Annotated in this window: 22 protein-coding genes; 15 read left to right on the top strand and 7 right to left on the bottom strand. The window is 60.1% G+C overall.

Annotated elements, in window-relative coordinates; translation table 11 throughout:
* Positions 1-26 precede the first annotated feature (26 nt).
* From manA to ACFOSS_RS05535, 8 genes are all read left to right on the top strand, one after another.
* Positions 27-1,220: a mannose-6-phosphate isomerase, class I gene (manA, locus tag ACFOSS_RS05570; RefSeq protein ID WP_377151145.1), complete on the top strand. Its 1,194-nt coding sequence runs from the start codon at positions 27-29 to the stop codon at positions 1,218-1,220.
* Positions 1,221-1,523: 303 nt separating this feature from the next.
* A complete protein-coding gene (locus ACFOSS_RS05565) occupies positions 1,524-3,422 on the top strand; it encodes a PTS fructose transporter subunit IIABC (protein ID WP_377151144.1) in 1,899 nt (632 codons plus the stop codon).
* A 386-nt stretch (positions 3,423-3,808) separates the two neighbouring features.
* Positions 3,809-4,438 carry a guanylate kinase gene (gene gmk, locus ACFOSS_RS05560; RefSeq protein WP_377151143.1) on the top strand — a complete coding sequence of 210 codons (630 nt, stop codon included), beginning with the start codon at positions 3,809-3,811 and terminating at the stop codon, positions 4,436-4,438.
* A gap of 49 nt (positions 4,439-4,487) precedes the next feature.
* Positions 4,488-4,772, top strand: a complete 285-nt coding sequence (rpoZ, locus tag ACFOSS_RS05555; RefSeq protein WP_377151142.1) for a DNA-directed RNA polymerase subunit omega — start codon at positions 4,488-4,490, stop codon at positions 4,770-4,772.
* Positions 4,773-4,912: 140 nt separating this feature from the next.
* A complete protein-coding gene (spoT, locus tag ACFOSS_RS05550; RefSeq protein ID WP_377151140.1) occupies positions 4,913-7,036 on the top strand; it encodes a bifunctional GTP diphosphokinase/guanosine-3',5'-bis pyrophosphate 3'-pyrophosphohydrolase in 2,124 nt (707 codons plus the stop codon).
* Positions 7,037-7,054: 18 nt separating this feature from the next.
* Positions 7,055-7,795 carry a tRNA (guanosine(18)-2'-O)-methyltransferase TrmH gene (gene trmH / locus ACFOSS_RS05545; protein WP_377151139.1) on the top strand — a complete coding sequence of 247 codons (741 nt, stop codon included), beginning with the start codon at positions 7,055-7,057 and terminating at the stop codon, positions 7,793-7,795.
* A 138-nt stretch (positions 7,796-7,933) separates the two neighbouring features.
* The gene (locus ACFOSS_RS05540; protein WP_377151138.1) at positions 7,934-9,004 is read left to right on the top strand and encodes an alpha/beta fold hydrolase; all 1,071 of its coding nucleotides are present in this window, start codon (positions 7,934-7,936) and stop codon (positions 9,002-9,004) included.
* An 82-nt stretch (positions 9,005-9,086) separates the two neighbouring features.
* The gene (locus ACFOSS_RS05535) at positions 9,087-9,887 is read left to right on the top strand and encodes a Cof-type HAD-IIB family hydrolase (RefSeq protein ID WP_377151137.1); all 801 of its coding nucleotides are present in this window, start codon (positions 9,087-9,089) and stop codon (positions 9,885-9,887) included.
* Between the two features lie 14 nt (positions 9,888-9,901).
* On the opposite strand, the gene ACFOSS_RS05530 is transcribed toward ACFOSS_RS05535, so the two are convergent.
* The 4 genes from ACFOSS_RS05530 to ACFOSS_RS05515 all read right to left on the bottom strand — a co-directional run bounded on the left by ACFOSS_RS05530 (position 9,902) and on the right by ACFOSS_RS05515 (position 12,778).
* A complete protein-coding gene (locus ACFOSS_RS05530) occupies positions 9,902-10,555 on the bottom strand; it encodes a glutathione S-transferase family protein (RefSeq protein WP_377151136.1) in 654 nt (217 codons plus the stop codon).
* An 88-nt stretch (positions 10,556-10,643) separates the two neighbouring features.
* A complete protein-coding gene (locus tag ACFOSS_RS05525) occupies positions 10,644-11,072 on the bottom strand; it encodes a YbaY family lipoprotein (protein ID WP_377151135.1) in 429 nt (142 codons plus the stop codon).
* Positions 11,073-11,135: 63 nt separating this feature from the next.
* A complete protein-coding gene (locus ACFOSS_RS05520; RefSeq protein WP_377151134.1) occupies positions 11,136-11,855 on the bottom strand; it encodes an HAD family hydrolase in 720 nt (239 codons plus the stop codon).
* Positions 11,856-11,920: 65 nt separating this feature from the next.
* Positions 11,921-12,778 (bottom strand): AfsA-related hotdog domain-containing protein, encoded by an 858-nt coding sequence (locus tag ACFOSS_RS05515; RefSeq protein ID WP_377151133.1) that lies wholly within the window; start codon positions 12,776-12,778, stop codon positions 11,921-11,923.
* A gap of 214 nt (positions 12,779-12,992) precedes the next feature.
* On the opposite strand from ACFOSS_RS05515, the gene ACFOSS_RS05510 reads away from it, so the two are divergent.
* Both ACFOSS_RS05510 and ACFOSS_RS05505 read left to right on the top strand, forming a co-directional pair.
* Entirely contained in the window at positions 12,993-13,511 is a 519-nt protein-coding gene (locus ACFOSS_RS05510; protein WP_377151131.1) for a DNA-deoxyinosine glycosylase, read from the top strand.
* Positions 13,512-13,671: 160 nt separating this feature from the next.
* Positions 13,672-15,255 (top strand): sensor domain-containing diguanylate cyclase, encoded by a 1,584-nt coding sequence (locus ACFOSS_RS05505; protein WP_377151130.1) that lies wholly within the window; start codon positions 13,672-13,674, stop codon positions 15,253-15,255.
* Here ACFOSS_RS05505 and ACFOSS_RS05500 read toward each other — a convergent pair whose 3' ends face one another.
* Both ACFOSS_RS05500 and fabV read right to left on the bottom strand, forming a co-directional pair.
* Positions 15,256-16,440: a BaiN/RdsA family NAD(P)/FAD-dependent oxidoreductase gene (locus tag ACFOSS_RS05500; protein ID WP_377151221.1), complete on the bottom strand. Its 1,185-nt coding sequence runs from the start codon at positions 16,438-16,440 to the stop codon at positions 15,256-15,258.
* 75 nt (positions 16,441-16,515) lie between these two features.
* A complete protein-coding gene (gene fabV / locus ACFOSS_RS05495) occupies positions 16,516-17,658 on the bottom strand; it encodes an enoyl-[acyl-carrier-protein] reductase FabV (protein WP_377151129.1) in 1,143 nt (380 codons plus the stop codon).
* Positions 17,659-17,884: 226 nt separating this feature from the next.
* Here fabV and ACFOSS_RS05490 point away from each other — a divergent pair, with 226 nt between their 5' ends.
* From ACFOSS_RS05490 to ACFOSS_RS05480, 3 genes are all read left to right on the top strand, one after another.
* Complete coding sequence (locus ACFOSS_RS05490; protein ID WP_377151128.1) at positions 17,885-18,319, top strand: universal stress protein; 435 nt, start codon at positions 17,885-17,887, stop codon at positions 18,317-18,319.
* Positions 18,320-18,434: 115 nt separating this feature from the next.
* Positions 18,435-18,590, top strand: coding sequence for a hypothetical protein (locus ACFOSS_RS05485; RefSeq protein ID WP_377151127.1), 156 nt, complete (start codon positions 18,435-18,437; stop codon positions 18,588-18,590).
* Positions 18,591-18,689: 99 nt separating this feature from the next.
* Entirely contained in the window at positions 18,690-18,878 is a 189-nt protein-coding gene (locus ACFOSS_RS05480; protein ID WP_377151126.1) for a hypothetical protein, read from the top strand.
* Positions 18,879-19,110: 232 nt separating this feature from the next.
* On the opposite strand, the gene ACFOSS_RS05475 is transcribed toward ACFOSS_RS05480, so the two are convergent.
* Positions 19,111-19,374: a GNAT family N-acetyltransferase gene (locus ACFOSS_RS05475; RefSeq protein ID WP_377151125.1), complete on the bottom strand. Its 264-nt coding sequence runs from the start codon at positions 19,372-19,374 to the stop codon at positions 19,111-19,113.
* Between the two features lie 716 nt (positions 19,375-20,090).
* On the opposite strand from ACFOSS_RS05475, the gene eda reads away from it, so the two are divergent.
* On the top strand, positions 20,091-20,714 hold the full coding sequence (eda, locus tag ACFOSS_RS05470) for a bifunctional 4-hydroxy-2-oxoglutarate aldolase/2-dehydro-3-deoxy-phosphogluconate aldolase (protein WP_377151124.1): 624 nt from the start codon (positions 20,091-20,093) through the stop codon (positions 20,712-20,714).
* Between the two features lie 61 nt (positions 20,715-20,775).
* On the top strand, positions 20,776-21,912 hold the full coding sequence (locus ACFOSS_RS05465; protein WP_377151123.1) for a CobW family GTP-binding protein: 1,137 nt from the start codon (positions 20,776-20,778) through the stop codon (positions 21,910-21,912).
* Positions 21,913-22,002: the final 90 nt, after the last annotated feature.

Raw genomic sequence — 22,002 nt, 5'->3', positions numbered from 1 at the left:
TCGACTCGCACTCAAGGGGAAATCCGATGAGCCAGCCAGCCTTCTTTTTGATGCACAACCCGCTGCAACACTATGACTGGGGCAGTCGGGACTCCCTCAGCCGCTTGTTTTCACTGCCCAACCCGAGCGGCGAACCCCAGGCCGAACTCTGGATGGGGGCCCATCCCAACGGCTGTTCACAATTAGTCACGCCCGAGGGCGAGGTCCGACTCGATACCTGGATCGCCGCCGCCCCGGCCCGGGCACTCGGCGCCGACACGGCGGCACGTTATGGCCGCCTGCCGTACCTGTTCAAGGTGCTGGCCGCCGAAAAAGCGCTGTCGGTGCAGGTGCATCCGAGCAAGGCACAGGCCGAAGCCGGCTTTGCGCGGGACAACGCAGCCGGCCTGGCAGCCACGGCCCCCAACCGCAACTATCGCGACGACAATCACAAACCGGAGCTGGTGTTTGCGCTGACGCCGTATCAGGCGATGAACGCCTTCCGCCCCATCCCCGAGATACAGGCGCTGTTTGCCCGCGTCGCCATACCACAGCTGACACCGCTGACCGCGGCGCTGGCCGCGCAGCCGGATGAAGCCGGCCTCGCTGCTTTTTTTCGTGCCCTGCTGACCCTCAGCGGCGACACCAAGACCCGGGCCTTGCAGGCGTTGCTCGACGCCGCACAACGCTGGCAAGATGAGGAAACCTTCGCCGTCATCAGCAGCCTGGCCCAGCAATACCCCGGCGATGTCGGTCTGTTTGCACCGCTGCTGCTACATGTTCTGACGCTGCAACCCGGCGAAGCCATGTACCTGGATGCCTGTACTCCGCACGCCTACATCCGCGGCACCGGTCTTGAGATCATGGCCAGTTCGGACAACGTGTTGCGCGCCGGCCTGACACCAAAACATATCGATGTCGACGAACTGCTGCACTGCACCCTGTGCCGCGGCCGCGATGCCAGCAGCCTGAAGCTGACCCCGCAGCGTGACGGCAAGATCTGCCACTACCCGGTTCCTGTCCCCGATTTCACATTCAGCGTCTACCCTGCCGGAGCCCATGCGTTGGCATCGCAAGGAGCAGAAATTCTGTTTGCCATCGATGGGCCTCTAACCCTGAGCGACAATGCAGACCAGAGCCTGACTCTGCAGCCGGGGCAGTCGGCGTTTATCCCGGCCTCGACCCGGCATTATCAGGTATCGGCGATGGGTCGTTTCGCCCGAGCCGGTAATCAGCCTTAATCCGCCACAGGGTGCCTTGGCGGCCATTTGCCGCCAAGGCATGCCTCACAAATTTGCTACTCACCAGACGCACGACGCATCAGGCCCCGTCCGCACCATCGCTCACTGCCAGATAAAATTACATATAAAACGATAGGTTAGCTTCAGCTAATCAGATGCCTTTCAAACCACACTACCTGTGAGCAAGTTCACACATCATGCCTGATGTGACAAAAATCCAGTTAACGACACATTTGTCCGATTTTCCCACCGCGTCAGGCCATCGATACTGCAAGCGTTATCAACTTACCCGAGGAGGGTGTCATGATCACATCACTCATCAATGAGCGGCTGATCAGTCTGCAGCTGGCGGCGAGCGACAAGGACGGGGTGTTCCGCGAACTGGCTGCGCGTCTGGCCGCCGATGGTCGGATCAACGATATCGAGCAATTTGTCTCTGATCTCTGGGCCCGCGAGGAGATCGACAATACCGGATTCGAAGAGGGTATAGCGCTGCCCCACGCCAAGAGTGCCGCCGTCGTGAAGCCGGCGGTCGCCATCGGCATCAGCCGCAACGGCATCGACTACGGCGCCCAGGATGGCCAACCGTCACGACTGTTCTTCATGATTGCCTCACCGGCCAATGGCGCCAATCAGCATGTCGAGGTACTGGCCGAACTCTCCTCGCGGCTAATCGAAACCGGCTTTATCGAGCGCCTGCTGGCGGCACCCAGTGCGGCGGCGGCGGCAGCGCTGTTTTATGAGGCCAAAGCCGAAACAACGCCGGCTCGCCCGGCCGATCAGGGACTGCTGATCGGCGTGACCGGTTGCCCGACCGGCGTCGCCCACACCTATCTGGCTGCCGAAGCGCTGGAGAAAGCGGCCGCTGAACTGGGCTACGCGATCAAGGTCGAAACCAACGGCTCCATCGGTGTCAAAAACAGCCCGAGCAGTGATGAGATCGCCCGCGCCAAGGCGGTGATCGTCGCCAGCGATCGCCAGGTCGACCTGCTCCGTTTCGCCGGCAAGCCGCTGTTACAGACCAGCGTCAAGGCGCCGATTCACGATGGCAAGGTCGTGATCGAGAAGGCACTGCATGCCGCCGCCTATCAACCGGATGCCAGCGAGCAGCAGCGCCAGGCCAAGGCACAAACCGGCGGCATGCGCGGTGAACTGTACCGGGTACTGATGAACGGGGTGTCACACATGATTCCGTTTGTCGTCACCGGCGGCCTGCTGATTGCGCTGGCCCTGGCGATTGGCGGTGATCCGACCCCCAATGGCATGCAGATCCCTGAAGGCAGCTTGTGGAACCAGATCCTCAACCTGGGCGTAGTCTCCTTCAAACTGATGATCCCGATCCTCGCCGGCTATATTGCATATGCCATCGCCGATCGGCCGGCACTGGCCCCCGGTCTCATCGGTGGCTGGATTGCCAACGACGGCAGTTTCTACGGTGCGGCCGCCGGTACCGGCTTCATCGGCGCCATCCTCGCCGGTCTGCTGGTCGGCTATCTGGTCCGCTGGATCACCGCGCGCCACTACCACAAGATGCTGCAGCCGCTGGTGCCGATCCTGATAGCGCCGATCACGGGTTCGCTATTCATTGCCGCCATGTTTATCTTCGTCATCGGCGCACCGATTGCCGATCTGATGGCCGCGATGAACCAGATGCTGGTCTCGCTGAGCGGTGGCAGTCTGGTACTGCTGGGCATAGTGCTGGGCGGCATGGCCGGGTTTGACATGGGTGGCCCAGTGAACAAGGTTGCCTTCCTGTTTTCCGTCGGGCTGATCGCCTCTGGCCAGACCCAATTCATGGGCGCCATGGCTTGCGCCATCCCTGTCGCACCACTGGGCATGGCAATGGCAACCACGCTGGGGCGCAAGTTGAACATCTTCGACGGGAGCGAGCTGGAAGCCGGCAAGGCCGCCGGAGCCATGGGCCTGGTGGGGATCTCCGAGGGCGCGATTCCATTCGCCGCCCGCGATCCGCTGGCGGTGATCCCGGCCAATGTGCTCGGCAGCATGGTCGCCGCTGTCATGGCCTTCCTGTTCGGCATCACCAACAGCGTCGCCCACGGCGGCCCCATCGTTGCGTTGCTGGGTGCGATGAACCACCCGTTGCTGGCCCTGCTGTGCATGGCGACCGGCGCAACCGTGACCGGCATGACAGCGCTGGCGCTGAAGAAGTGGCGCCTGCAGGGGAGTCAGGCGCTGGCCTGATAACACGCGACCCTATTCGGGGCCGGCACTGCCGGCCCTTTTTTGTCAAGTCACGGTGCATGATCACACTACTGATGAATCGTTTAGCTGCCGTTTAAGTTGTCAGGCAACGTTAATACATTGATATATATGAATTTATCATCCAAAAAACAAAAAACCGAAGTCTGATTAAGGAATAACCTGCAGCAGGACAACCGGGCATGGGGTACAACTGTTCCTGCGTGGAGGGCACTTCCGCAGCAAGCTACAGTTGTTTACCGGGCCTCGTGCCCGGCTTTTTTTTATCCACCCTCCTCTGCTATCCTTAGCCGCCTTATTCGTCATCCCGATTTCCCCTGTGCCGTGTTGCCTGTCAACGCCGCGCAGCCGAATGCATAGGTTCAGATATGGCCCATCTTGGCACCCTCTTCATCGTCTCCTCCCCCAGCGGAGCCGGTAAATCCAGTCTGTTGTCCGCCCTGCTCGAGCGTTACAACGTCGATCGCCGTATGCAGATCTCCATCTCGCATACCACGCGCCCGATGCGCCCGGGTGAAGCGGACGGAGTGCATTACCACTTCGTCGACAAGGCCGAATTCCAGGCACAGATCGAGCGCGGTGCCTTCTTCGAGTGGGCCGAGGTGTTTGGCAACTACTACGGGACATCACGCGAGACCATTGAGCGTTGTCTGGAACAGGGCATCGATGTGTTCCTCGACATCGACTGGCAGGGCGCCCGTCAGGTCCGGGACCAGTTGGGATCTGCGCGCTCAATCTTCATCCTGCCGCCCAGTCTGCCGATCCTGGAGCAGCGTCTGCATGGCCGCGGTCAGGACAGTGCCGAGGTGATCCGCAATCGCATGGATCAGGCCGTGGCCGAAATGAGCCACTACAACGAATACGACTACCTGATCGTCAATGATGACTTTGAAACCGCACTCGGCGAGCTGATCGGTATCATTCGGGCCGAGCGCACCCGCTTGCCAGCCCAACAGTTGCGCCATGCCAGCTTGCTGGATCAGCTACTGGCGGGATAAGCTGATATCGAGTACACTTTCGCCTCATTTTTTACCTGCTGGAGTCCCCATGGCACGCGTAACCGTTGAAGATGCTGTTAAACAGGTAGGCAACCGCTTTGATCTGGTGCTGATCGCCGCCCGCCGCGCGCGTCAGATCGCCGTTCAAGGTCGTGACCCGCTGGTTGACGAAGAGAATGACAAGCCGACCGTCATCGCCCTGCGCGAGATCGAAGAAGGCCTGATCTCCACCGAATTCATGGATGCCCAGGATCGTCAGGATCTGCAGGAGCAGGAAGCCGCTGAACTGGCTGCCGTTTCTGTCCTGACTGAAGGCCGCGGCCTGATGCTCTGATCCCTCCCGGCGACGGTGCCGTCCGGTGCCGTCGCTTCGAGCCTGATTTACAATTTCGGCGTTTGGCAGCACACTCAGGATCACCTCCCTGCCGGGAGCTGCTGCTGCACCTCGCAGTATGACGTGAGCCGGAGTAGGCCTTGTACCTGTTTCAACATCTCAAAGAGCTGATCAGCACCTATCTACCCGCCGAACAGGTGGAACGGGTTCAGCACGCCTATTTGATCGCCCGCGATGCCCACGAGGGGCAAAGCCGTTCCAGTGGCGAACCCTACATCACCCACCCGGTCGCCGTGGCCCGCATCCTGGCCGACATGCATCTTGACCACGAGACGCTGATGGCGGCCCTGCTGCACGATGTCATCGAAGACACCGCCATCACCAAGGAGCAATTGGCCCACCTGTTTGGTGATGCGGTTGCCGAACTGGTGTATGGCGTCTCCAAGCTCGACAAGCTGAAGTTTCGTGATCACAAGGAAGCGCAGGCCGAAAACTTCCGCAAGATGGTGATGGCGATGGTGCAGGACATCCGTGTCATCCTGATCAAGCTTGCCGACCGAACCCATAATATGCGCACCCTCGGTGCGCTGCGCCCGGACAAGCGCCGCCGCATTGCCCGCGAAACACTGGAAATCTTTGCCCCGATCGCCAACCGCCTGGGCATCCACAGCATGAAGACCGAGCTCGAAGAGCTGGGGTTCGAAGCGCTTTACCCGATGCGCGCCCGCGTGCTGCGCGAGTCGGTCAAACGTGCCCGCGGTAACCGCAAGGAGATCATCGACTCCATCATGCAGGAGATCCGTGGTCGCCTCGGCGAGGTGCATATCCGAGCCGAGGTGAAGGGACGCGAGAAACACCTCTACTCCATCTACACCAAGATGGTGAAGAAAGAGGTCCAGTTCCATGAGGTGATGGATATCTATGCCTTCCGCGTCATAGTGCAGGATATCGACACCTGTTACCGGGTGCTTGGCCAGATGCACAGCCTGTATAAGCCACGCCCGGGCCGGTTCAAGGATTACATCGCCATACCGAAGACCAACGGTTACCAGTCGCTGCACACCTCCCTGGTCGGCCCGCATGGGGTTCCGGTCGAAGTGCAGATCCGTACCGAGTACATGGATCAGATGGCCGACAAGGGGGTCGCGGCCCACTGGGCCTATAAGCAGGATGGTGACAGCTCCAGCACCACGGCACAACGCCGCGCCCAACGCTGGATGAAGAGTCTGCTCGAGCTGCAACAAAGTGCCGGCAGCTCGTTTGAATTCATTGAAAGCGTCAAGACCGATCTGTTCCCCGACGAGATCTACGTCTTTACACCGGAAGGACGCATCATGGAGTTGCCGGCCGGCGCCACGCCAGTCGATTTTGCCTATGCGGTACACACGGATATCGGCCATGCCTGCGTTGGTTCACGGGTCGATCGCCAGCCGTATCCGCTCAGCCGGCCACTGACCTCCGGGCAGACGGTCGAGATCATCACGGCACCGAATGCCAGACCCAATGCCGCCTGGTTGAATTTCGTCGTCACCTCACGCGCCCGGACCAAGATCCGCCAGTTCCTGAAAAACCTGCGCAGCGAAGAGTCCATCGTCCTGGGCCGTCGCCTGCTCGGGCATGCACTGGGTGGCAAGCGCCTCGAGGAGCTGGCGCCGGAGAACATCGCCAAAGTCCTGCAGGACACCAAGCACGATTCCCTGGACGGCCTGCTGGCAGACATCGGCCTTGGCAATGCCATGAGCGTGGTGATTGCCCGCCGCCTGCTCGGCAACGTCGAAGAGCTGAATATCGAACACGCGCTGCCACAACATGTGCGCAAGCTGCCAATCAAGGGGGCCGATGGCATGCTGGTCACCTTTGCCAACTGCTGCCGCCCCATCCCCGGCGATCCGATCGTCGCCCACATCAGCCCCGGTAAAGGGCTGGTCATTCACCTCGAAAGCTGCCGCAACATTCGTGGCTACAGCCGCGAGCCGGACAAGTACCTGCCGGTGCAATGGGATCCGGAGGTCAGTGCCGAGCATGAGTTCCGCACCGGCATCCAGATCGAGGTGATCAACCATCAGGGGGTTCTGGCCCAATTGGCAAACACCATTGCCGCCACGGGCGCCAATATCCAGAGCATCAGCACCGAAGAGAAAGACGCCCGCGTCTATCAGGTCAACCTGCTGATCACCACCCGCAGCCGTATCCATCTGGCGGACGTGATGCGCAAGATCCGCGTCATGCCCGATGTCCTGCGCGTCAGTCGCAGTCGCCAGTAACCCGCTCGCGAGGAGCCGATGAATCCAGAACGTCTTGCCCGCATCCGCCAGATGCTGGCGTTGCGCCAACCCGACCTCACCGTCTGCATGGAAGAGGTCAACAAATCGCATAATCTTGCCGCACTGATCCGCACCTGCGATGCTGTCGGCATCCCGGAGGTCCATGCCGTCTGGCCCCGCCGCATGCGCATGCACACCCATGCCGCCAAGGGCAGTCACTACTGGGTCAAGGTCGAGCGCCACGAGACGATTCACGAGGCGGTCGGCCAACTGCGCCAGCAGGGGATGCAGATCCTGGCCACTCACCTCTCCGAGCGGGCGGTGGATTTTCGTGACATCGACTACACACGCCCGACGGCGATCCTGTTCGGGGCCGAGAAGCACGGCATCAGCGCCGAGGCCCTGGCGCTGGCCGACCAGGACATCATCATTCCGATGGTCGGCATGGCGCAGTCGCTGAACGTCTCGGTGGCTGGCGCGTTGATCCTGTACGAGGCCCAGCGCCAGCGGCAGTTGGTCGGCCGCTACGCGCAAAGCTGCCAGCTGCCCCGTGTCGAACAGGACCGGCTGCTGTTCGAGCGCGGCTATCCGGTGCTGGCCCGCGTCTGCCGCATGAAGCACCTGCCCTATCCGGCCATCGCCGACGACGGCAGCCTGCTGGCCGACGACACCTGGTGGCAACAGATGCAACTGAGCAAGGCCGCCTGGCAAGCCCGCCAGCAGGATGCGGCCTTTGGCGACGAGGATGTCATCTCGTAACGACCGCATGACACTTTGATACCCTTTTCAAACAAAAAGGCCGCTTGAAACCCGCTTTCAGACGCGGGAAACCGCGATCTGGCCGGCAATTTTCCTTTATACTGCCGGCCAGAACAGGAGCTCATTGAGACAATCGGCATGACGTTTGGTGCCCGCACGGGCTGGTTACTGGTGTTTATCCTCACGCTAACGGGTCGCGCGCTGGCTATGGACAATCCTTATCATCTGCAAACGGCAGCCACTCTGCCCGAGTTTTACCAGCAAACGCTGCCCGAGTTCTGGCATCAGCACGCGCAACCGGGTGAGATCAGTGGGGTCGACGGAGTACCGCTGCGGTATGTCGCACTGCGCAATCCGGCCAGCCACGATGCCATCCTGGTCGTCAATGGCCGCATCGAAAGCTATATCAAGTATCAGGAGCTGGCCTACGACCTGTATCAGCAAGGTTATAGTGTCTATCTGTACGATCATCGCGGCCAGGGCTTCTCCGGGCGCCTGCTGACCGACCCGCACAAGGGCCACGTGGTGCACTTTGACGACTATGTCCGGGATCTGAAGGTGTTTCGCGATCAGGTGGTCATGGCCGATCAGCCCACTCATCTGTTCCTGCTCTCCCACTCCATGGGGGGCGCCATCGCCGTCAATTATCTGCACCAGTACCCGGAAGATGTCACCGCCGCGGCCCTCAGTGCGCCGATGTTCGGCATCGCGCTCGGTGCCTTGCCAAACTGGCTGGCGCGTTTCGTCACCTGGTTGCTGGATGGCGTGACCCAGTTGCTGGGCATTGAGTCCCCCTATGCGCCCGGGCAGGGTGGTTATGATCCGGTGCCCTTTGCCGACAACGAGCTGAGCCATGATGCCGTCCGCTATGCCTGGTTCCGTGATACCTACCGGGCCTATCCCGAGGTGCAACTGGGTGGGCCAACCGCACGCTGGGTGAATGAGGCGCTCCATGCTGCCGCCCAGGCCACGGCACGGGGCCGCACGCTCCGCACCCCGCTGCTGGTACTACAGGCCGGAGACGACAGCGTGGTCGACAACGACAGTCAGCGCGCATTCTGCCAGCAGATGCGCGCCGGCGGCCACCCCTGCAGCAGTGGCGATGTGTTGCAGATCGCCGGGGCACGCCACGAACTGTTTAATGAAAGTGACGACTACCGGATCCCGGCACTGACGGCGATGCTCGATTTCTTCAAACAGAAGTCGTAACTTTCGAGTGAAAAATGTGATTTCAGTCACGCGGAGAATCGGTTAAGCTGCCACCGATTTTTCGTGTTTCTGAGGTCCGTTTATGTACAAGGTCGTCGTCTCCGATCTCGATGGTACCCTGCTGAATAACCATCACCAGATTTCCCCACATACCCGCCGCACCCTGCATGCGCTGACCGCGCGTGGCATCCGCTTCGTGGTGGCCACTGGCCGGCATCATATCGATGTGCAAAGCATTCGCGATGCGCTGGGCCTGGATATCTACCTGATTACGGCGAACGGCGCCGTAGTACACGACCCTCAGGATCACTGCATTTATAACCAGACCATCCCTGCTGCGCTGGCACAGGAGCTGGTCGAAGTCGAGCGGCACCCCGACATCGCCTTGCATGTTTATCAAGGCGATGAATGGTTGGTCGAAGCTGAAAGCCCGGAGTTGCTGGCCTACCACAAGGACTCGGGTTTCAGCTACCGGGTCAAGGATCTGGTGGCCTGCGACAAACAGCAGATCAACAAGATTTTCTTCGTCGGCGAACACGAGGATCTGCTGGAGCTGGAGCACAGGTTGCTGAGTTACTACGGTGATCGCTTGAGCATCGCCTTCTCGACCCCGACCTGCCTTGAAACGATGCAAAAAGGCGTCAACAAGGGCAACGCGGTCAAAGCCGTCCTGGAACAGAACGGCTATCACCTGGCCGATGCCATCGCGTTTGGTGATGGCATGAATGATCGTGAAATGCTGACCATGGTCGGCCGGGGTGTCGTGATGGGCAATGCTCATTCACGCCTGAAAGACGCGCTGCCAGACCACCCCCGTGCGTTGACCAACGACGAGGATGGCGTCGCCGATTACCTGCTGCAGCTGTTTGGCAAAAGCGCCTGACCTCCGGCCAGGCCTCAGCGCAGCCCCACCTCGGCAGCAGAGATGATGCCTTGGTCGACGCCGTCGGCCAGCCACTGCTCGATGGCCGGATCCGCCAGCAGCGTCTGCTGATAACGGGCGGCCTCCTCCCCGATGGCGACACCATAGCTGCGAAAGCGGGCCGCCACTGGCGCAAAAAACGCATCGGCGATACTCCAGTGGCCGAATAACCAGGGCCCGACAGCACCAAACTGCTGACGGGTCTGACTCCAGATCGCCTCAATGCGGGCAATGTCCGCCGCCAGCTCCGGTCGCAGCGGGACTTGCCGGTCGCGCGCCTGCAGGTTCATCGGCATTTGCTGACGCAACGCCCCGAAGCCGGCATGCATTTCGGCACACAGGCTGCGCGCCCGGGCTCGGGCCAGCGGATCGGCAGGCCAGATATCCGCTCTTTGCTCGGCAACAAACTCGGCAATGGCTAGCGAATCCCAGATGGCCATCTCCCCCACCAGCAACACCGGAACCTTACCCACAGGGGTATAGCGTGCCACTTCGGCGGCAAACTCCGCCGATTGCAGTTGCAGGTCGATACAGCTGAACGGCAGCCCGCTATGCTGCAGCACCAACCAGCCACGCAGTGACCAGGATGAGTAGTTACGGTTGCCGACTACCAGTTTCCATTGACTCATTGCCGCCTCCAGACAGAAAAAAGGCAACCCTGACGGTTGCCTGTGCAGCATGGAGCAAGCCAGCGCCGCTGGCAATCACCTCATGGCGTCATACCGGATCGACCCGCACCTTGACCTGATCGGTCGGCGCACCACGGGTCAGCACCGCGAAACGCTCCGTATTGATAAACAGCAGCTTGTTGCCCTGGCGAATCGTTGCCTGTACGGCATAGCTCATATTCGGCTTGATTTGCGTTGCCTCGTAGGCCAGCGCGAATCGGATTGGGACCTGTCCTGCCGGCTCAACTTTCTGGTGCGCAAGCACCGTCGCCTGGGCATCGGCCCGCGATACATCCAGCAGACTGACCTCGAGGACCGCATCCGGGGGCAAGGCACTGCGCTGACGATACCACACCTCGCCACTCAGTACGGACTTGGCCGCCACCGTGTCGACCGCAGGCTCTGTCGTTGCCTGGCAGGCCGCCAGCAGCGACGTCATCAGCAGGAGAAACGGAGTGAACAGGGACACTGTGCGCATATGGGTTTCCTCGTGGTTGTCATTTTCAGCCCTCAGTATGACACGTCCCAGCTGAACCTAAGCTCACCGATTAGCCAGTTCGGCGGCCGATGTCGCCCACTGCGCGCGCGGCAGGTAGCAACACGCCGGATCTCGCGCAATTTGCCGCAGCAGCGCATCGCTAATCTGGCTCACGGCATCCAGCCGGAAGCGCACCCCTTGCTGCGCCATGGCCTCGGCCTGCCAAGGGAGCGGATGATCCCCGGTGATACCGATAAACGGGCAACCCAATGCCTGCGCCGCGCTGGCGACCCGGTTGACGTCATCGATGAACAGCACCTGCTGTGGCGGCTCATCCAGAATATCGCGGACGATCTCGACCACGCCGGGGCGAAAGGCATCGGTGCAGACATAACGCTCGAACGCCGGTCGACAGGGCGCAAATGCGGCATCGATCTGCGCCTCCTCCAGACCACCGTAACAGATGAGGCGCACATCGAGACGACTCAGGCGGGCGATGAATGCCGCCGCCCCTGGCAGCAGGCCGGCATCATGGTCGATCAGGTATTCGGCGCGACAGGCAAAATAATCGGCAATCACCGACTCCGGGGTCAGCGCAAGATCGAGCTCGTCAATAAGCGCCTGAGCCGCCAGCCGCTGAGTACAAGAGAATAGACGCGCCTCCAGCTGGCGACTGTAATGACCACCATAGCGCCTCACCAGGCGCTGCAGGATCGGACTGAAGGTATCACGCAATAGCACGCCGTCCAGATCGACAGCAATCGCAGAAAGGGAGTACCACATATCACACCTCACTATGCAGACCACGCAAGCGGAGCCATGGCGTTGCCACGGCTCCGTAACCCGTTTTAGACGCGACTCAGCATGGGAGCCGGGTGCAAACGCTTCTGCAGCGAACGGCAGCCTTTTTGCAACGTCATCTGCGCCAGGCGCTGTTCCCGATCCAGCATCAACTGGCGGGTGATGGCCGTGAAACGGCCTGACGTGGTGACGATTTTGCGACCATTCTGAATAAAATCCAGCCGGACAACGAACGATTCATTTCCCTCGTCATTAATCCCCTCCTCGTGTAATTTCAATATTATTTTCGTTTCAATCGGGAAGGCAAAACTTAAATAATCTGCATGAATATCATGCATGACATAATAATTTTCACCCTTGGGATAGACAATATCCACCACGGCAGTAGACACCTGTCTCGTCGCCTCGAGAAACACCATGCCCTGAATATGAAAGCCGGTAGTATGATCCAGTAACAATTCATTATCTCGTTGCAAAACAAGACTGGATTCAAATATACAATCCCCCGCCATGACCGGTGCGGTAATAATAATATTCTCAGGTCGCTGCTTGTGGGTCTGCTGCCGGCTGGCCAGTTGCAGGCTTGGCCAATCGAATTGCCAGCCCTCTTCGCTGGCGATGCGTAATGAGCTATCCAGAATCTGGAATGCCTGTTCGGTGGTCAATCCTTGTCCCGGAATATAAATGGCCTGCCGCAGCGCATCGCCGGTACGGAGAATGCACCAGTCCGAATAAAGTACGGCGCCATCCATTCCATTGAAATTAATAAAACGGTCACCAATAACATAAACTATTTTTTTCATGGCAAATTTCTCCACACACGATGGAATAACACACGATAACAATCCGCTAAAATTTGCGAACTGATTTTTTATAAATCGCCATGGCTTGATTAAATCAAACACAGAAATCTCAAGCTGTAAAATTACTATTTAATAAACCTGTTTTATCTGACAGAATCTCTTTATTTCCTGATCTGGAAACAGGCAATAAACGTCAGGCTTGATCTTTTGTCCATATTAAAAATTATATTCTCATTTGAGACCATTTTGTAATGAACTACCTCGACAGCACAAAACAGACTAAAGTGGCTGCCATCGCCCCCCGGCTGGAGTTCAGATGACACTGCAAGGATTGGCCCCGCTGTGTGCGCCCGATGCCCGCCTGTTGGTGCTGGGTTCGATGCCCGGTACCCATTCGCTGGCGCAGCAGCAGTACTACGCTCACCCGCGCAACCTGTTCTGGGAGCTGATGTATCAGGCGCAGCGGGCACCGGGTGCCCGGCAGGCGAGTTATACCGAGCGCTGTCAGTGCTTGCTGGCGCAACAGGTTGCCTTATGGGATGTGCTGCACTCCTGTCGCCGCTCGGGCAGCCTCGACAGCCAGATCGAACGCGACAGCGAGCAAGCCAACGCCCTGGCGCCGTTTCTGGATCAACACCCGCACATCGAACGCATCGTCTTTAACGGCAATACGGCCTGGCAGCTATTCAGGCGTCATCTGCTGAGCGTTTATCCAGAATGGGCCACGCGCTACCAGCTCATCGTCCTGCCATCCACCAGTCCGGCGAACGCCAGCCAAAGTCGGCTCAGCAAGCAACAGCGTTGGGAACAGGCGGTCTGGCTGCGTGCCCGTTGAGCGGCCATGACAGGCCAGCGGCCACCGCAGTGAGTCAGGTCAACCTGCGGAGTGCGCCGTTGGACAAACGTCGCCAACTTCACCATGATCGCCTTTATGGTCACTGAGCTGTCGGCAACGCGCTGCCGGCAGCCTCCTTACGCAGTCGGATGAGGTCAACATGAAGAGCCCGGGTAGCCGCATCGTCTTCAAATGGCTGATCACCGCTTTCATGCTCCTCTCCGGGCTGCTGGTATCGACCTATGTCTATGTTGAGCAGCGCGCTGGCGAACAGGCCCTGGCGGAAGCGGAATGGCAGAAGGAAGCCTATGAGCAAGGGGTGAGAGCCAGCCTGCTGTTTACCCGCGCCACCCAGATCGGCCGCGGTTTCGCGGCCCTGTTCACGGTGTCTGACCTGGTGACAGGTGACGAGTTTGCGCGTTATGCGCGCTACATGGTGCGGGATGAACACGAAATCGCGGCCATCATGTGGACGCCTTACGTCTCCGCCACCCAACGCGCTGAGTTCGAGCAGCAGCTGCGCCAGCATACCGGTCATCAACTGGGTATCATCGATTTAGTCGAACCCGGGCACCACAGGGTGCGCGCGCCGCAGCGCGACTACTATTTGCCCATCCACTTTCTGTCGCAGTCGGTACAGGTTGACCCAGGCCTGATCGGGCTCGACGTGCATGGCCGCCCCGGCAATGAGGCGTTACGACGCCAAAGCATGCAAACCGGTCTGGCGTTTACGACGCCCGTGTTTGCCAATTTGAGTCATCCCGGGGCCGGGAAGTCGGTAGCCATCTACTATCCGGTTAGCGTTCCGGGGCGCGCCGAGCCGATGCCGGGCTCAGGATTCCGCGGTTTTGTCATCTTGCTGCTCACGCCACAAGTCTTGCTGCAGAATGAGTTCGGCTCTCCGCGACAAAGCCGGTTTGTGATGCAACTGGCCGATCGGGATGATCAGGACAGGGTCATCGCCAGCAATCGCCCCCGCCCGCAGACGCACCAGGCCAGCTTGCGTTTTGATTATCCGATCGCCATTCCCGAGCGTCGTTGGGTGCTGACCATTTACGGTTACGATGCACTGCCAGTGAGCCATACCGCCCACTGGCTGTTGTTGTGTCTGCTGACGCTGACTCTGGTCGTGGTAATCGGTACCGAACGGAGCATAGAACGCTATCTACGCCTCAAGAGTCAGAACCGCAAACTGGAGCGCCAACGGATTGATCTGCGCCAGCAAGCCAATAGTGACAGTCTGACCGGACTCTACAACCGACGCTACTTTCAGCAGCGGCTGGAGACCTTGTTACAACAACCGGATCGCTCCTTTGAGATTGCTATCTGTCTGATGGACCTGGATAACTTCAAGCAGGTCAACGATCAGCTCAGCCACTCCCACGGCGATCGGTTACTCCAGCGGGTCGCCCAGGCGCTGCTTGCTGAAACCCGCTTGGGCGATCTGGTGGCGCGGCTGGGCGGCGATGAATTCATCCTCGCCTTTCCGCTGAGCAATGGGATTGGCGAATTACCACCGATTCTCGAGCGCCTGCAACAACGCATCACCGAGCTGGCCGACGAGGTCAGCGGCGGACAGGTGCCGGTCTCTGCCAGTTTTGGTGTCAGCCTCAGTGGCGCTCATTGCTGCAGCTATACCACCCTGTTTCACCACGCCGATCTGGCAATGTATGCCGCCAAACACAGTGGCAAGCAGACCTACCGCTTCTATTCCAGCGCCCTGGAAAGCTCAGCCATGGAGTGATCAGGCATATTGGCCGGCCACCCAGCCCGAGCTCCAGCACCATTGGAAGTTGAAGCCCCCAAGCCAGCCGGTCACATCCATCACCTCGCCAATGAAGTAGAGCCCGGGCACCTCGCGAGCAGCCATGGTTTTTGACGATAACGCATCGGTATCCACACCGCCGAGCGTTACCTCGGCGGTGCGATAGCCTTCAGTGCCATTTGGTTTCAGCGTCCAGTGCGTCAGCCGTTCGGCCGCCTCGGCCAACTCGCGGGGGGTGTATTGACGCAGTGGTTTGTTCAGCAGCACGCCCTGTTCCATCAGCTTCTCCACCAGACGACGCGGTAGTTCGCGCGCCAGCAGGGTTTTCAGCTCCTGAGCGCCATTTTCTCGCTGTGCCCGCACCAACCAGTCAGCCACATCGCGTCCGGGCAACAGATCGATGACAACCGCCTCACCAGGTGTCCAATAGGAGGACACCTGCAATACCGCCGGCCCGGACAGCCCGCGGTGGGTGAACAGCAGCGCCTCGGTAAACGACTGACCGCAGGCGGCAGTCATGGTCACCGGCAGGCTGATACCCGACAGCTCGGCCAAGGCCTCTTTATCGGCGGTATGCAGGGTAAACGGCACCAGACCGGCATGGGTGGCGACAACCGGCAGACCAAATTGTTCGGCGAGACGATAGCCTAGCGGCGTCGCCCCCAGCTTCGGCAATGACAAGCCGCCGGTGGCGATGACCAGTGATTCGCAGGCCAGGACACCGCGAGATGTGGTTAACGCAAACCCGCTCTCCAGAGCCTCGACGCTGAGGATCTCGGTCTGCATCTGTAGCGTGACGCCGGCCCAGTCGCACTCGGTCAGCAACACACGGACTATCTCCTTGGCCGATTCAGTACAGAACAGCTGGCCATGGTCGCGCTCCTCGTACGCGACACCGTGCCGTTCCACCAGATCGATGAAGTCGCGTTGGGTGTAACGTGCCAGTGCCGACTTGGTGAAGTGCGGATTGCGGCAGACGTAGGCATGAGGACCCGCCTGCAAATTGGTGAAATTGCAACGCCCGCCGCCACTGATCAGGATCTTGCGCCCGGGCTTCTTGGCATTATCCAGCACCAGCACTCGGCGCCCTCGATAGCCGGCCTGCGCGGCACACATCAAACCGGCGGCACCGGCACCGAGGATGATGACATCCCATCGGGCAATGGTTGACTGTGACACCCTGACTCTCCTGCTGTGATCGGTTGCGGGGCGCCATTGTAGCGACAGCGCGCCGCCGGATCACCCCGCTATCGGCATGAACCCGTGCTGATGCAGCAGCTCGCTGCGCATTGCGGCGTAATCGCCGAGCTGACGGAAGTTGTCGGCGGTCAGTTCCGACAGCCTGGCCAGCACCGCATGCTGCACATCGGGGCGGAGTTCGAACTCGTCGAGGCGCCAGCGGCCAAGCGCATCGCACCGCGGCGCACCCGGGCCGTACAGTTGATCGGCAAACAGCCGCGCCATCTGCTGAGGGCACTCTTCGTGCAGCCCCTTGTCTTTCATCACGGCCATCAGCAGCATCAGATAGACAGGTAAAAACGGGATCACCAAGCTGGCTCGCGTCACCAACGCCTTGCACATCACCACACGGGCATCACCCTGAAGTGGCCGCAATGCCATGCGCAGAGCATCGGCGGTTTGCTGCAGGTGCCGCTTTGCTGCACCAAGGGTCCCATCCCGGTACCAGGGATGAGTCAACGCCGGCCCCTCGTAGGAAAAGGCCAGGGTGTGAAACCCCGGCGCCAGCAAACCGGCTTGCTGCAACGCCAGCACCCACTGCTGCCAGGGTTCGCCCCCCATGACAGTCACGGTATCCCGGTGCTCCTGTTCAGCGGCCACCATCACCTGCTGGCGGATCAGCTGTTCTGCCGCCAGGTCCAGCCCCCACCCCTCCAGTGGGTTGTGCAAGCTCTTGATCACCGCCCGACAACGGCGGCCATCGTCCAACACCCGCACCCCGCTAGCCAATGAATAGACCAGCAAATCAACCTGACCCCACTGCTCGCGGATCCACGCCAAGACCGCCTGACGCGTCTGCGGCAAAAACGCATCGGCAAACCGGCTCTGCGCCTGCAAGCCGGCGCTTTCGGCAAAGTGATCAAAGGCCTGCTGGTTATGCCAACCGGCACTGCCGGTCAGTTCGGCGTCGGGTGCCCGTTCATAGGCCACACCGAAGGTGGCCGCGCCACCGCCAAATGCCAGCTGGATCCGTGCCGCCAGGCCAAATCCGGACGACGAACCGAGGATCAGCACCCGGCGCGGCGCGGCAAAGGTTCCGCGTTGTCGTACCGCCGCGATCTGTTGCGCCACCCTTGCCTGGCAACCGGCCGGGTTGGCATTGCGCACCACACAGCCGACAATTTCTGGTTCTGGAACTAGCATCGGGCACTCCTGCTGACAGGTCTACCAAGGGGCAGACCATTAATGGCAAGCGATTGAAATAACAGCACTCCAGAGACGAATCTTGGTCAGGCTACGCCAGCAGGACCCGGATGACAATCATACTGCGTGATCAGGTTCGTATAATGACTCGAATATTTTGGTTTTCAGGCCCACGTCCGGGGCGCACACTATAACCCGGCTCTCGCTATGGTCATCAGGAGGCACCATGTCCCAACCCTGTTATCAACATCTGCTGGTCGCACTCGATCTGGAGGGCGACAATACCCAGCTGCTGGCTCGCGCCGTGGCGCTGGCCCGCAGTCAACACGCCAGACTCTCGGTCATCCATGTCGATCTCAACATGGCCGAAATCTACAGCGAACTGGTGGATCTCGATCTGCAAACGGTGCAGGACCAGCACCTGGACTCCGCCCGAACCCGGCTTGATACCATATTGGCCCATTGTGACTACCCGCTGGAGCGCCGTTTGCTGGTGACTGGCGATCTGGGGGAACGGGTACAGGATGCCGTAGCGCAGTATGGGGTCGATCTGCTGGTCTGCGGCCACCATCAGAGCTTCTGGAGTCTGCTGGTCTCCTCGGCGCGCCAGCTGATGAATCAAGTGCCCTGTGAAATGCTGATAGTGCCGTTAAAGGGATAACTTGTATCCCATCGGTTTTGCGTGTTGCCCCGCGGTTTTTTTATGGCGGGGATCTGTTTGCGTCACAAAATGTGTTTAGACTTGAATCGTCACCCACACACGAGGAGATCCATTGATGGCTGGCAACGACGATTACGATCCTGATGACGACCTCTGGGAAGATGACGACGAGGAGGAAGGCTACGAAGACAATTGGGATGATGACGAAGGCTCCTGGGATGATGATGACTTCATCGACGACGATGATGACTTCGACGATGAAGAAGAATGATGAAACAAGGCCGGCCCCAAGCCGGCCTTGTCGTAACTGGCCTGCCACCGACTGATGCCCCCGATGGCGGGCGGATAACACATCGCCGGGCGCCAGCGCATGCTGGCTTTGGCTGACGATAGCCGGCAACGGGATACCCTGGTGTGCAAGCGTGGCCACGACCTGATGCAGCCGCAGCCGGAATCCGCAGCCATCCAGACGCCATCGACCATCAGTGCCGGCATCCCTTGCCAGCCCCCGGTGCTCAACGGCGGACGCACGCGATCCACCCGGGTTGCCAGGAGATAGCGCATGTCAAAGGGGGAGAAAAAAGAGATATCCGAACAGATATCCGGTACGAGTCCACATCCTGTGGTCAACGGGGCAGACCCCCATCCACCTTGCCTGATGGCGCCGGCAGTATCGTCGTGGACATGCAGTCCCTTACGGAGCCAGCCTGCCACCATGCGGCAACAAGGCGACCACGGCCACACACCAGGTGCACTGGCGGCAGGCGCGTGACGGCCTGCCGTCGCGTCAATTACTTGCGGTTTTTATGCCGATCCAGCCAGCGCAACGCATAACTGCAGGTCGCAACCATTTGCAGATGTTGCTGTGTACTCCAGTCGGCACAGGCTCGCATCAGGGCATCGGCCACCCCTTTACCACGCAACGAGTCCGGCACCCAGGTATGAAAGATATTGACCCACTTTTCCTGCAGTGAGTATTCCAGCCGCGCTACCCCCTGCGGCAGCGTGATGATGAAACGATGAAGATCGTGTTGATGTTGGACCTGAACCTGCATATGACCTCCTGCTACGACTAGAGTCACTCCGTTTTTTTCAGCGTGGCCTGTCGGCCGCCGCGTTGCAAGCGCTCTCATCACAGAACACTGGTCTTACCAGTAAGCATGAAAACGTAATCATAATAAAATCAAGCGTTTTCATAAAAAAATAGCTTGATCACCATCACAGATTACCTAGTATCAACAGTGACGAAGGTCACAAAACACCACGAGGTGAATCATGAAGACACTGTATCAAAACCTGACTGCACTGCTGAATACCGACCCTGCCGCAACCTATGCACCGGCAACCCGTCAGTACTTCTTCCGCTACGTTCGCTAAGCCGCAACGTCGCCACCAGACAGCCCTTGACCACGAGGTGAATCATGAAAGCACTGTATCAAAATCTGAGCAACTTGCTGCACACCGAACGTCATTCCGGTTATGCACCGGCCACCCGCGCCTACTACTTCAGCTACCAGCGCTGAAGCCGGCCCGCAACCAGACACACACTGACGAGACGAGGTGAACCATGAAAGCACTCCTCAATCTGAACAGCTTGTTCACTGACAACAAGGCCGAGTCCTACGCTCCGGCGACTCGCCAGTACTACTTCCGTTACGTACGCTGAAGCAGCGTAGACGCTGAATGTGACAAACAGACCGCTGCGGCGGTCTTTTATTTTTCTGCGCTCCATCGGCTATAGTGGCGCCATGACCCGTTACCGGAGCCCACCATGGATCTGATTGCCGAACTCGGTCGCCTGCGGCTGATCCCCGTCATCACACTGCATGACGCCACCCACGCCGAACGCCTGGGTGATACCCTGCTGACAGCCGGCCTGCCTTGCGCCGAGATCACCCTGCGTACGCCGGCGGCACTGGATGCCATCCGCCGCCTGCGCCAGGCTTGCCCGACCCTGCGCCTGGCCGCCGGTACCGTGCTGACCGGGGCCCAGGCCGATCAGGCGATGGATGCCGGCGCCGATTTTGTCGTCAGTCCGGGCCTGAACCCCACCACGGTGCGCCACTGCCTGCAAGCCGGCATCCCGATCATTCCCGGCATCAATAATCCAAGCCAGATCGAGCTGGGGCTGGAGCTGGGGCTATCCCTGCTGAAGTTCTTCCCCGCCGAGCCCTCTGGCGGTCTGCCCATGCTCAAAGCGCTGGCCGCCGTCTACCCGGTACGCTTTATGCCAACCGGTGGCATCAGTGCCGACAACCTCGGCAGCTGGCTGGCTCAACCGTCCGTCGTGGCCTGTGGCGGCTCCTGGCTGGTGACACCGGAGCTGCTGACCGCCGGCGACTGGACTGAAATTCGGCGACGCATCACTGCGGCGCTCGCCCTCTGTGGCCGCTGAACACTTGCACTGCCGCCTGTGACAGGCAGAATAGGGCTCCCGTTGTTCCCGGAGCCCTGTCATGACCCCTGCTGCCGATACCCGCATCCCCGTCAACCTGATCACCGGTTTCCTCGGGAGTGGCAAGACCACGCTGCTCAATTACTGGGTGCAACAGCCCGAACTGGCCGATTGCGCCGTACTGATCAACGAGTTCGGTAGCGTCGGTCTCGACCATCAACTGGTGAAGAAGATAGACGAGCAGGTGATGGTGCTCGACTCCGGCTGTATCTGCTGCTCGGTGCAAGGCTCGTTGGCCAGTGCACTGCAGGAGCTGTTCATGAAGGCATTGCGCCGGGAGATCAAGCCGTTCCGCCGCCTGTTGATTGAGACCACCGGGCTGGCCGATCCGGCCCCCGTGCTGTTCACGCTGCGTCAGGATGACTTTATCGCCCAGCGTTACCGTTTCGACGGCACCCTGACGGTCGTGGATGCTGAGCATATCGGTGGACAACTGGCCCGCCAGTATGAGGCGGTAAAGCAGGTCGCCCTGGCCGACCAGTTGCTGATCAGCAAGCAGGATCGCGTCGATGCCGACACGCTGGCAGCGCTTCAGGCGCGTCTGGCCCAGCTCAATCCGGCGGCACCGCAACACCTGGTCGACCATGGCCAGCTCGCTCCGGCGGTACTGGATCAGATGGGCCCCTATGATCAGGAGCGCAGCAAGAACGTGCGCCAGCTGCTGGCCTGGCTGCGGAGCGAGGCACAGCAACTGGGGCTGGCGATACCGCTGCGTCCCGTCGCCTCTGGCAACGCGCCCATCGGCGCCCAGAGCACACCGGTCTCGGCCCACAGTGACATTACCAGCTTCAGTCTGCGCCTCGGTCAGCCGATCGCCGCCGCCCGGCTACTGGCGGCCGTCGAGGCGATTCAGGCCCACTTCGGCGACTCGCTGCTGCGTCTGAAAGGCATCGTCCAGCTCGCCGGCGAAAGCCAGCCGCTGGTGATCCATGGCGTCCACGGCCAGCTCTATCCGCTGACCACCCTCGGCGACTGGCCGGAAGGCAAGGCGGAGACCCGGCTGGTATTCATTGTCCGCGCCGCGGTACGCGAGCCACTCGAAGCCCTGTTTCGCGATGTGCTGGCCGCGCCGGAGCCCTCGCTCGAGGAGCGGCTGTACGCCATGTTTAACCCTGCGGAGCAGGGGACGGACCAGTAATTTGTTTCCAGCGGCGACGGTGTCACGTAATCTGACTCCCCGTCACCAGCCAGCCGGCTGCCTTGGCGGCCGGCTGGCGGTGAGTACTTT

This window comes from Pseudaeromonas sharmana (assembly GCF_042649925.1).
Classification (GTDB): Bacteria; Pseudomonadota; Gammaproteobacteria; order Enterobacterales; family Aeromonadaceae; genus Pseudaeromonas; species Pseudaeromonas sharmana.
Note: the sequence above shows the minus strand (reverse complement) of the source record. Positions and strands in the feature narration are given on the sequence as shown.